The 567-nt window shown below is 57.5% G+C and carries 1 pseudogene; it reads right to left on the bottom strand.

The window, feature by feature from the left end:
• Nucleotides 1-567: pseudogene (locus HMPREF2952_RS04470) on the bottom strand (RHS repeat protein); the annotation flags it as partial.

Raw genomic sequence — 567 nt, 5'->3', positions numbered from 1 at the left:
TTTTCAGACGGCCTAAGGGATCGAGTTCGTAACGGCTGGCGAGTTTACCCTGTGTGCGGTAGATTTCGCGGTGCAGCCGATCACGTTCGATGTCGGAGATGACTTCGTCGTCGAGGCTGATTTGGTGCAGGTGGCCGCTGCCGTAATACAGGTAGTTGATCTGTCTGCCGTCGGGCAGGACGGTGGCGGTACGGTTGCCGTTGAAGTCGTAGTGGTAGCGGATGCTTTCGGTAACGGGCAGGTACAGCATGTCGTATTGCGCATCGCGCCAGTCGGTTTCGGGCAATCCGTTTCGGGCGTTCTCTTCCTTAGTCGGTACCCTCCATTGGTGCTGGCCGATGATTTGGCCGTTGCCGTTGTAGTCGAAGCAGGTAATGCTGTGGCGGTTGGCGGCACGGACGAGGTTGCCGTCCAGGTCGTATTGGTAAACGGTTTCCTGAACCTTGTCGTTGTTGCGGGCGAGGGTATGGATTAAGCGTCCCAATACGTCGCGTTTGAACTCGGTAATCCGCAACGGGGTTTGGCCGTCGAGGCCGTCTGAAAGCGGGGCGGCTTCTTTTTTGGGGA

Origin of the sequence: Neisseria sp. HMSC068C12, assembly GCF_001814095.1 — a bacterium.
Lineage (GTDB): Bacteria > Pseudomonadota > Gammaproteobacteria > Burkholderiales > Neisseriaceae > Neisseria > Neisseria perflava.
Note: the sequence above shows the minus strand (reverse complement) of the source record. Positions and strands in the feature narration are given on the sequence as shown.